This window comes from Streptomyces silaceus, assembly GCF_001419745.1.
GTDB classification, from domain to species: domain Bacteria; phylum Actinomycetota; class Actinomycetes; order Streptomycetales; family Streptomycetaceae; genus Streptomyces; species Streptomyces silaceus.
The window spans coordinates 1-9,725 of the sequence record NZ_LIRJ01000596.1; the positions used below are offsets into that span (position 1 = coordinate 1).

Consider the following 9,725-nt stretch of genomic DNA (forward strand, 5'->3'; position numbering starts at 1 on the left):
CTGCCGCCCCTGCCACCACGGCCGTCCCTGCCGCCCCGGCCGCGGTCCCCTCTCCGGCCGCGTCTTTGGGCTGATCGGGTCGGATGACCGAATGACGCGTTCCGTCTCGGCCGGGAGATCGCACCGGCTTGCAGAATGAGTCGGCAGGACGGAGCCGGTCGGACAGCTCTCCCGGCACGACCCAGAGAAGGGACGCCTCATGAAGGCACGTCATCTCCTGTTGTCCGCGGCGGCCTCCACGCTGCTGATCGCGGCAGGAGCGTCAGCGGCCCAGGCCGCCCCCGCGACCACCGAACAGAACTCCGCATTCTCCGCGCCCGAATGGTCGAAGGATTCGTTTTCGATGGGCGCGCACACGATGAAACACCGGAGCACCGCTTCGGGTTTCCTGCCCGACGGGACCGCCTACTTCTCCACGGAGGAGGTCCGGCTCTCTCCGGAGGGAATCGGGTTCACCGAGACGTCTTCGCATTCCTGAACATGAGAGCACAAGATGCGTGACCTCACCGTGACAGCCGGCGTTAGAAATGATGCGGTTGCACGTAGGCGGCCGCTCATTCCGACTCAAAGGAGAACGTGATGTCCCGCATCGCGAAGGTGGCCGCTGTCACCCTCGGCACCGGAGCCGTCGTCCTCGGTGGNNTTCGGCAACCAGTGCGCCAACGTCGACGGTGGCTCCGGCTACGGCGGCTGAACAACCCGAGACCTGCCTCCAGCAGGCCTCACGAAGCCCCCGGTGAGCGTTCCGCCGGGGGCTTCCCCGTGCGTACGGGGAAGCCCCCGCGCACGGGCCGGCACCATCGCGGCCGCGCGCCTAACTCCCGTAGCTGTAGAGCCGCTTGTGGTCGGTCATCTCGTCCGGTGTGGCGCGCCACGGCGGCATCGGCTCGTGGCGCGCGACGATGCGCTGGTACTGGGCGGAGCCGAGCCCCGGCGGCTTCTCCGGCAGATAGGGCGCCGAGCGCGGATGGCGGCGCTGCCAGCGGTCCCACAGCAGGTCGACGAAGGCGTGGTTCAGCCAGAAGACCGGGTCGTTGACCGAGGCCCCGCCGAGCATGTGCCCGCCGACCCAGCGGTGCACCCGGTTGTGGTTGCGCCACCGCTCCTTGCCCCGCGCCGACGTCCAGCCCTCCAGCTTGTTGCGGAAGCCCTCGGCCGCCGTGGAGTTCCACGGCGACACGTCGTACTGGGGATCGTCCATGGCCCAGGCCACGTCCTGCGGCGTGGGCAGGTCGATGGGATCCTGCGGGCGCCCGAGGTCACGGGTGAGGAACTCCCCGTCGGTGACGCCCTCCTTGATGGGCCAGCGCCCGTTGCCGTGGGCGAAGGGACCGGTCATCACCTGCCGGTCGCCGCGCCGCCCGTTGCCGCCCATCAGGTCGTCGCCCCACAGCGACGCGGCCGGGCTGCGGTCCTTGGTCCAGTCCCAGTACGGGACGGCGACGCCCGGGTCGATCCGCTGCAGCGCCCGCTCGAAGTCGAGCAGGAAACGGCGGTGCCAGGGGAAGAACGAGGGGGCCATGTGCGCGACCCGGAGCCCGTGGTCGCCGTCCGACACATAGAAGTCGATGTGCATCCGGACGTACTCGTCGTACTCCCCGCTGCGCTTGAGCTTCAGCAGCGCGTCGACGAAGCGCCGCCGCTCCGCGCGGCTGAGGCTGCTCTGGTTCTTGCGCACATGGGCCATGTCCATTCCCTCCGCGATCGGGGCTCGTGTCCGGCTCAGTGATGGCGGCCGCTCAGCACCTCGTGGGGGCCGAGCTCGTCGACGGCTCCCCGGGCCGCGGCGAGCGGCGTCGCGTACGACTGGTAATGGTCCACCATGCTGAGATACGTGCCGTCGGCCCGGCGCATGAGCCCGAGGATCTTCCCGTCGACGGTGACCCGCCAGTCCGCGGAAGCGTCCCCGCTCCGGGCGGCCATCGGCTCCCCCTGGATGCGCCGACCTTGGTACATCTGGTCGAAGGGTGGATCGTCCGGCGGGATGTCCGTGGCCGGTTCGGGTGGTTCCGGTACGGCGCGGAAGAGGCCGGCGGCGGCCAGGACCACCGAGGCGGCGGCGCCCAGGAGATGACGGCGCGACACACGGTCGATCAGCCTCCGGCGGTCGGGGGCCGTCGCCGGTGCCGCGGGCGGGGCGGTGTGGGCCCGGCTCGGGACCGGGCCCACACGGTTCAGCACGGGTGCCACGGTCAGACGAGACCGAGGTCGGTGGCGGGCTGGGCGCTCAGCGAGGGCGCCTCGATCCCGGCGTTGGGCAGCTTCGGCGCGGGCAGCCCCCACAGGTCCTCCTGCGGGGCGGTCACCGGGAGGTCCAGGCCGGCGCTCGGGGTGACGGCACTGACGTCCGACGCGTGCACCTCGGCGCCGACCGAGTCGATGGTGTCCTCGCCGAGCAGGTCGGACATGGGCGCCTTCACCCGGGCCGAGGGCAGGCTGTTGTCGACGGGGACGCCCGGGACGGTCCGGTCGGGCAGCAGGTGGCCCTCGACGTAACGGGGACCGTCCGTGCCGCCGCTGGGCAGCGGCACCGGGACACCGGCGCTGACCTCGGGGGCCTGCATGTCCAGGGCGTACTCCACCCCGTTCAGCGGAATGGTCACCTCCGGCTGCTCTGCCGCCACGGCCGACGAGGCACCGCCGACAGCCGCTGCGCAGGCCATCAGTGCGGCGAAGGCACCCTTGGTTGACTTCTTCATTTTGCTGGACTCGTCCTTTCGCTGTGCGACCACAAGGCCCCGTTACCGGATCAACGATGCCGAGTCGGCATCAGCGCAAACTTCGCCCGACTGCACCAATTCCCCCGCCCCGGAACGCTCTTGCCCGGGACGTCGGCGCCGCGGTGATTCAGCTGGTCCAGAAGCTCCACCAGCGCGTCAGGACCAGCATTCCGACAACTCCCATGTGGAGCGCGGGGAGGACCCAGGTGAAATCTCCCAGAAAGGTACGCAGGCCGGGCGGCGCGGGCAGGAAGCCACTCCGTACGTTGTGCGAGGTCACGTACCAGAACATGAGAATGGTGGCGGCCCAGGCCAGACAGCACCAAAGACAGAGGGAGTTGATGCGGTAGAGGGACTGGAACTGGAGCCAGCTGCAGAATGCGACGCCGAAGAGCGTTCCGGCCTGGAAGGCCAGCCAGTACCAGCGGGGAAAGCGGGCGCCGCCGAGCAGACTCGCGCCGACGCAGATCACCATGGCGTAGGCGACGAGTCCGAGCATCGGGTTCGGGAATCCGAACGCCGCCGCCTGGTCGCTCTTCATGATGTTCCCGCAGGCGACCACCGGGTTGATGCTGCAACCGGGCGTGAAGTCCGGGTCCTTCAGGAGCTTCAGCTTGTCGAGGGTGATGACCCAGGCCGCCAGCAGCCCCGCCGCCCCGGTGACCACCAGGAGCAGGCCGAGCGGCCGGCCGGCCCGCTGCTCGCGCGCGGTGCCCGCGGCGAGCAGGGGGGTGGCCGCCGCACCGGGTGCGCCGACGGCCTGGAGCGGTACCCGGTGCGGCAGTTGGGTGGAGCGCATCAGCCGCGCAGGCTACGCGCGGGCAGCAGACAGTGGGCGGCGTTGAGCATGGTCTCCTCGTCGCCGGCGAACTGGCTGAGGATCTCCTCCGTGACGGGCTCGCCCGGCTTGCCGTCCGGCCACGCGCGCGTGGTGGCCATGAAGTAGGCGTGTCCGCGCTGCTGGACGGCGGCCAGCCACTCCGGCGGCGCCGCGCACTGCGCGTTGAGGTGCGGCATGGTGACGACGGCCTGGTCGGACTCGACGAGCAGGCTCACCGGGAGGGACGGGTTGCGCGCGCCGTCGACGACGGGACCGCCGATGGGCAGGCCCGCGTCCTGGAGCAGGGCGCGCATCGCCTCCGCGGTGCCCTCGGGGCCGCCTTCGGTGTCGCCGAGGGAGTAGGCCAGCAGGAAGGCCATGTCCTTCTGGTCCTCGGGGTGTTCGCCACTCCAGGCGAGAACAGCCAGGGTTCCCAGATCACTTGCTTGGAAGGCGCGCTGTTCGCTGGATGTTGAGGTCATGGAGGGAACGGTATAGACGCCGAGGGGCCTCTCCGGCTCCGTTGTCACTCATGTGGCCGATCCGGGGGCAGCCATCACACGATGGGGTCACCCGGCCGGGGCGGCGGTGACGGCCGAGAGATCGAACTGGCCTTCCCCCGCACGGCAGTCCCCGTCCCGGACAGGACGAAGGGCCGGTCCGTGGAAGAGGTGACCGGCCCTGGTGCGCCTCCACCGGAGGCGTGCGTCGTCCCGGAGGAGCGTCAGTCGTTGACGGCCTCGTTGCCGAAGGCCGGGTTGAGGCCACCGATGAGCGTGCCGGTGTTGCCCGAGGCGTTGACCGGGACGTGGATGGGCAGCTGGCCGACGTTGCCGGAGGCGACACCGGGGGACTTGACGGCCGCGCCCTGCGCGCTGGCACCGTCGCCGTCACCGGCGAAGGCGCTGCCGGAGGCGGCACCGGCGGCGATACCGGCGGCGGCGAGGACGAGGGCAGCCTTCTTGGCAGTCTTCATAATCAAACCTTCCCTAGGGGGTTCACTTCAGACTATGGAGCCGATTGCAAGAAACTCGGCAATAACACGCCCCGCGATTTCCCTGCACCCTTCCGGGGCAATGCGTCTGTCGCGGAACGGCAATTGAGGGCTCTTACTTGGCGAGCGGGAGGCCGCCGAGGAGCTGCTGGGGACCACCGGAGGAGTTCAGGCCGTCCGCGGTGTTCTTGACCGTGTTGACGACGGAGTCCTTGTTTTCGGTGTCGAGCATGTTCGTGCTCACCGGCTGCGCGTCGAGCAGGGGCTGGCTCGCAATGGTCTCGAGACCACCGTTCAGGCTGGTGGGCGTCAGGTCGGCGGCGAACGCGGGCACGGCGGAGCCGGCGACGGCGATCGAACCGGCAAGGACAGCGGCAGCCTTCAGGGACTTCATCATGTTCCTTTCTTTGGCAACTCGTGTCGCCTTTGGGAGCACCGTTCAGGCATCTTCTGCCTGTCGTCTCTCTTCAGCGGGACTAACGAGCGCGGGCCGGTCGGGAAACCCCTGGGTTTAAAACTTCCCCGATCCCACCCGAATGAAGTCGACAGCTATCCTCATATCAACTGGCCGATTCTGAAGGTGTGTTGACCCTGGCAAATGCAACACCCGCCGTACCGGATGGACCGGCACGGCGGGTGCGGCTGTTCGTCCGGGGCGCGGGCGCCCCGCGCGGTCAGACCCCCGGCAGAGCGGGGGTCTGCGGCAGCGCCGGCGTCTTCGGCAGGGCGCCGGTCGGCAGCTCGGGGGTCTTCGGGAGACCGTCGGTGGGCAGCTTGGGCAGGGCGGGCAGGCCCGGCAGGCTGGGCGCGGGCAGGCCGCCGCTCAGCAGGGTGGCGACGGCGACGTTGACGAGGTTGGTGAGGACCACCGGGGCCGCCGCGAGGACGGCCTTGGGGTCACCGGCCGTGACGGCCTTGACCAGGTCGTCGACCGCCTTCTGCAGCGCGGCCACGGCGTCCGCCTTGACGTCGAGCGGCGCCTTGGCGTCCCGCTCTGCGCCGCCGGTCGGGAGCTTGGGCACGGCCGGGGCCTCCGGCACCTTCGGCACGGCGGGCGTCTCCGGCAGCGCGCCGGTCGGGTCGGCGGGCGCCTCGACGGGCGGCTTGGCGGCCGCGTCGAGCGCGGCCTTCACCGCGTCCGTGTGTTTCTTGAGCTCTTCGGGGGAGAGCTTGCCGTCCTTGGCCTGGAGCGCCGCGGTGAGCAGGTCGGTGACGGGGGTGAGGACACCACCGAGGCTGTTCAGCTGCTGGACCTGTCCCAGCAGGGCGCCCGCGTCCGGGGCGGGCGCGCGAGGTGCGGTCCGGGTCTCGTCGCGGGGGCTGTCGCCGTGGGCGGCGAAGGCGGGGCCTGCCGTGCCGAGAAGCAGCGTCGCGCACAGGGTGGTGGTCGCGATACGCCGTACGGGCAGAGCGCGCATAGGTGAATCCCTTTCGGTGATGCGTCGGATCTTGTGATCACCGTGAAAGCGACGAACGCCGAACGCAACCGAACGACTGCGGAACGTAGCGTCCATTTGTTCGCCTCAAGGGCATCCGTGCAGGTGAGAAAGTAGATGTGGCAGTCACTCAACATGCGGCGACAAGCCCCCCATTCGGGGCATGGCCGCGCCGGGCCCGCGGGCGGGCACACCGGGGAAACACGGAACGGCCGTGCCCCGCGAGGGGCACGGCCGTTCCGGTCGGACGGTGCGTCAGTCGTTGGCGCACTGGTTGCCGAACGCCGGGTTCAGCAGACCGATGACGTTGACGCTGTTGCCGCACACGTTGACGGGAACGTGGACCGGCGCCTGCACGGTGTTGCCCGAGATCACGCCGGGCGAGTTGGTGGCGGCACCCTGGGCGCCGCTGTCGGCGGCGGCCACGCCGGCGGTGCCGGCCATGGCGGCGGCGGCGACGGCGGACAGGGCGAGAGCCTTGGTGGTACGCGACATGGAGTACTGCTCCTCGTAATGGGCGATCTGCGGGCGGAGTGCCCGTATACGAGGTTCAACTCCCGACCCCGAGGGTGAGTTGTGCCCCCAGACGGGTGATCCGTCGCGATGATGGCGACACGCCGCGGGGCAGCGGGGGAGGCTCTCCTCTGCCCAGGACCACCGCACCTCATGCGCGTGATCACGAATCCGCCACGCCCTTCACCATTCCGACACACGGTCGAGGTTGACGGAGCCGCTCTTCACAGCCGCTACAGTTGCGTTCCCCCTAGGGCATTCCACTCATACGCGTTCGAATAACTACATTCTTTGCGAATCCCTCATCTCTGTTGTGGTTCAGAGCTCTTCACCCTTCGGAAGGCCAACGCCGTCATGCGTCACTCCCTGGGTCTGCGCCGCGTGTTCGTCATCCCTCTCACGCCCGCCGCATGTCCGGCGGCGTACGGGAACGGCTCGGCCGCCCCGCCCGGCGGCGCGGCCGTCCACGCCTGCGCGGGGGACCCGGCGCGGGCCGGTGCCGACGTCACCGCCATCGACGTGAAGCGATAGCGCGCGGTGCTCCGCACTGACTCCAGAGAGCCGCGCGCGCCGCTGCCCCCGGCCCCCGCGCCGCCCCGGGTCCTGCACATCAGCCAGCCCGTGGACGGCGGGGTCGCGCGTGTCGTCGTCGACCTGGCCACCGCGCAGGCCGCCGCCGGACTCGACGTCCACGTGGCCTGCCCCCCGGAGGGCTTCCTGCCCCGGGCGCTGGGCGTGCTCGGCGCCGGGGTGCGCGTCCTGCCCTGGACGGCCACCCGCTCCCCCGGCCCCGGTCTGCGCACCGAGACCAGGGACCTGCGGCGCATCGTCGACGCGACGGCACCCGCGCTCGTCCACGCGCACAGCGCCAAGGCCGGACTCGCCGCGCGCCTCGCGCTGCGCGGCCGCGTCCCCACCGTCTTCCAGCCGCACGCCTGGTCCTTCGAGGCGGTCGGCGGCACCACCGCGCTCCTGGCCCGGCTCTGGGAGCGCCGCGCGGCACGGTGGGCGACGCGCATCGTCTGCGTCAGCGATGCCGAGTGGGCCACCGGCCGGCGCGCCGGCGTCACCGGCTCCTGCTCCGTGATCCCCAACGGCGTCGACACGGACCGGTTCGCGCCCGGCCCGGCCTTAGACGCGCGGCCCGGCGCCCCGGCGGGCGCGCCCCTGGTGGTGTGCGTCGGCCGGCTCTGCCGGCAGAAGGGCCAGGACGTCCTGCTGCGCGCCTGGGACACGGTGTCCGCACAGGTGCCCGAGGCCCGCCTGGTGCTGGTCGGCGACGGGCCCGACGACGCCGCGCTGCGCGCCACGGCCGGCGCGGGCGTGGAGTTCGCGGGCGCCACCGGCGATGTCGCCCCCTGGTACCGGGCCGCCGACGTGGTCGTCCTGCCCTCCCGGTGGGAGGGCATGGCGCTGGCGCCCCTGGAGGCCATGGCCTGCGCCCGCCCGGTCGTGCTCTCCGACGTGAACGGGGCCCGGGAGAGCCTCCCGCCGGCCGACCGCGCGCACGCGCTCGTACCGCCCGACGATCCCGCCGCGCTGGCCCGGGCCCTGGTCGCCCTGCTGCGGGACCGGGACCTGCGGGACGCGCTGGGGCGGCGGGCCCGCCGGCACGTCCTCGAACACCACGACGCACGGCGCGCCGCCGCCGCGGTCGACGCGGTGTACCGCGAGCTTCTGGGCACGGCGCCCACCAAGTACAGGGAGGGCACCACCACGTGAGTGCGGAACGAACCGTCGCCTCCTCATCCGGTCAGCCACGGCAGGGCGCCCCCGGCTCGCCGAGCGGCCTCGTCATCGCGCCCCGCGAGGCGAGGGGCCCGCGCGGCGAGGCGGCACCGCGGCGGCCGTCGCGCAGACGGCGTTCGGCCGCCGCCCTGGTCGCCGTCGACTGCGTCGCGGCCCTGCTCTGCCTGCTGCTGCTCGACGACCCGCGTCAACAGGCCGTCCTGGCACCCCTGTTGCTGGCCGGCGTCCTGGCCCTGAACGCGCAGGGCGGTCTGTACGCGTACGCCGCGCTGCCCTCCACCCTCGGCGAGGTGCCCTCGCTCGCGGGGCGGATCGCCCTCGGCTGGTCGGCGACCGTGGTGCTGGCGTCGGCCCCACCGGCCTCGGTCCAGCTGCCCCTGACCACGCTGGCCACCCTGGGCGCGGTGCAGTGCCTGCTCAGTGTGGGCGGACGGGCGCTGGTGCACTGGCAGCGACGCGCGGGCGCCGCGCGCCGGCCGCGTCCGGTGCTGGTGCTCGGGCCGGGCCGGCAGGCGCGCCGGGTGGCGGCCGCGCTGCTGCGGCGGCCGGGCTGCGGCATGCGGCCGGTGGGCATCGTATGCGAGCCGGGCAGCGCCCCGCCGGACCAGGAGGGCGATCCCGAGCCGGGACCGGAGCTGCCCGTGCTCGGCACGGAGGACGAACTCCACCGGGCCGTGATCCAGAACGACGTACGGACCGTGCTCCTGCTCGCCGACCGCGGCCCCGGAGCCGCCGCCTGGCCCGCGACGCTGAGCGGCCTGGGCTGCGACCTGTGGGAACTCGACCCGCGCTGCCCGGACCTGATCCCCTCGCAGGGCGGGCACCGGCAGTACGTGGCCGGCTTCGCGTGCAGCCCGCTGGCACCGGCCCGCAGCCGCAGGACGAGCGTCGGCAAGCGGCTCCTGGACATCGCGGTGTCGGGCGTCCTGCTGCTGGCGGTCTCGCCGGTGCTCCTCGTCTGCGCCGTGGTGCTGCGGGCCGTGGAGGGCCCCGGCGTGATCTTCCGGCAGGAGCGCGTCGGCAAGGGCGGGCGGCTGTTCACGCTGCTGAAGTTCCGTACGCACCGGCCCGTGGACCAGCAGGAGGCGGCCACGCGGTGGAGCGTCGCCGACGAGCAGCGGATGAGCGCGTTCTGCCGGTTCCTGCGGGCCACCTCGCTCGACGAGCTGCCACAGCTGTGGAACGTGCTGCGGGGCGATATAAGTCTGGTCGGGCCGCGTCCCGAACGGCCCTTCTTCGTCGCGCAGTTCAGCCAGACGTATCCGAACTACGCCCACCGGCACCGGATGCCCACCGGCATCACCGGCCTGGCCCAGATCCACGGCCTGCGCGGGGACACCTCCATCGAGGACCGGTGCCGCTTCGACAACGCGTACATCGACAGCTGGTCGCTCTGGCAGGACCTGTGCATTCTGCTGCGGACGCTCGGCTGTCTCGTGCGCCGCACCGGGAGCTGACGACGTGACCTCTCCCTCCTCCCCCGTGCTGCCCGC

13 protein-coding genes are annotated in these 9,725 nt (G+C 71.9%); 4 read left to right on the top strand and 9 right to left on the bottom strand.

Features of this window, described 5'->3' with window-relative positions:
• Window positions 1-199: 199 nt before the first annotated feature.
• A complete protein-coding gene (locus tag AOK22_RS37325; protein WP_055703097.1) occupies window positions 200-478 on the top strand; it encodes a hypothetical protein in 279 nt (92 codons plus the stop codon).
• Between the two features lie 336 nt (window positions 479-814).
• Here the strand turns inward: AOK22_RS37325 and AOK22_RS37330 are convergent, their stop codons facing one another.
• The 9 genes from AOK22_RS37330 to AOK22_RS37370 all read right to left on the bottom strand — a co-directional run bounded on the left by AOK22_RS37330 (window position 815) and on the right by AOK22_RS37370 (window position 6,465).
• On the bottom strand, window positions 815-1,687 hold the full coding sequence (locus tag AOK22_RS37330; RefSeq protein ID WP_055703105.1) for a tyrosinase family protein: 873 nt from the start codon (window positions 1,685-1,687) through the stop codon (window positions 815-817).
• Between the two features lie 35 nt (window positions 1,688-1,722).
• Window positions 1,723-2,181: a tyrosinase cofactor gene (locus tag AOK22_RS37335; RefSeq protein WP_237773557.1), complete on the bottom strand. Its 459-nt coding sequence runs from the start codon at window positions 2,179-2,181 to the stop codon at window positions 1,723-1,725.
• Between the two features lie 11 nt (window positions 2,182-2,192).
• Entirely contained in the window at window positions 2,193-2,699 is a 507-nt protein-coding gene (locus tag AOK22_RS37340) for a hypothetical protein (RefSeq protein ID WP_055703098.1), read from the bottom strand.
• Between the two features lie 148 nt (window positions 2,700-2,847).
• Window positions 2,848-3,519 carry a vitamin K epoxide reductase family protein gene (locus AOK22_RS37345; RefSeq protein ID WP_107102128.1) on the bottom strand — a complete coding sequence of 224 codons (672 nt, stop codon included), beginning with the start codon at window positions 3,517-3,519 and terminating at the stop codon, window positions 2,848-2,850.
• Entirely contained in the window at window positions 3,519-4,022 is a 504-nt protein-coding gene (locus AOK22_RS37350; protein WP_055703099.1) for a DUF5949 family protein, read from the bottom strand. Before AOK22_RS37350 ends, AOK22_RS37345 begins: the two co-directional genes overlap by 1 nt.
• 242 nt (window positions 4,023-4,264) lie before the next feature.
• Window positions 4,265-4,516 (bottom strand): chaplin, encoded by a 252-nt coding sequence (locus tag AOK22_RS37355; protein ID WP_055703100.1) that lies wholly within the window; start codon window positions 4,514-4,516, stop codon window positions 4,265-4,267.
• Window positions 4,517-4,649: 133 nt separating this feature from the next.
• The gene (locus AOK22_RS37360; protein WP_055703101.1) at window positions 4,650-4,928 is read right to left on the bottom strand and encodes a hypothetical protein; all 279 of its coding nucleotides are present in this window, start codon (window positions 4,926-4,928) and stop codon (window positions 4,650-4,652) included.
• 280 nt (window positions 4,929-5,208) lie between these two features.
• A complete protein-coding gene (locus tag AOK22_RS37365) occupies window positions 5,209-5,952 on the bottom strand; it encodes a hypothetical protein (protein ID WP_055703102.1) in 744 nt (247 codons plus the stop codon).
• A 273-nt stretch (window positions 5,953-6,225) separates the two neighbouring features.
• Window positions 6,226-6,465, bottom strand: a complete 240-nt coding sequence (locus tag AOK22_RS37370; RefSeq protein ID WP_055703103.1) for a chaplin — start codon at window positions 6,463-6,465, stop codon at window positions 6,226-6,228.
• Window positions 6,466-6,837: 372 nt separating this feature from the next.
• On the opposite strand from AOK22_RS37370, the gene AOK22_RS41720 reads away from it, so the two are divergent.
• From AOK22_RS41720 to AOK22_RS37380, 3 genes are read left to right on the top strand one after another with little or no spacing between them, the layout of a single operon-like run.
• Entirely contained in the window at window positions 6,838-7,014 is a 177-nt protein-coding gene (locus AOK22_RS41720; RefSeq protein WP_157872414.1) for a hypothetical protein, read from the top strand.
• Between the two features lie 6 nt (window positions 7,015-7,020).
• The gene (locus tag AOK22_RS37375; RefSeq protein WP_079037083.1) at window positions 7,021-8,205 is read left to right on the top strand and encodes a glycosyltransferase; all 1,185 of its coding nucleotides are present in this window, start codon (window positions 7,021-7,023) and stop codon (window positions 8,203-8,205) included.
• The gene (locus AOK22_RS37380) at window positions 8,202-9,689 is read left to right on the top strand and encodes a sugar transferase (protein ID WP_055703104.1); all 1,488 of its coding nucleotides are present in this window, start codon (window positions 8,202-8,204) and stop codon (window positions 9,687-9,689) included. Before AOK22_RS37375 ends, AOK22_RS37380 begins: the two co-directional genes overlap by 4 nt.
• Window positions 9,690-9,725 lie beyond the last annotated feature (36 nt).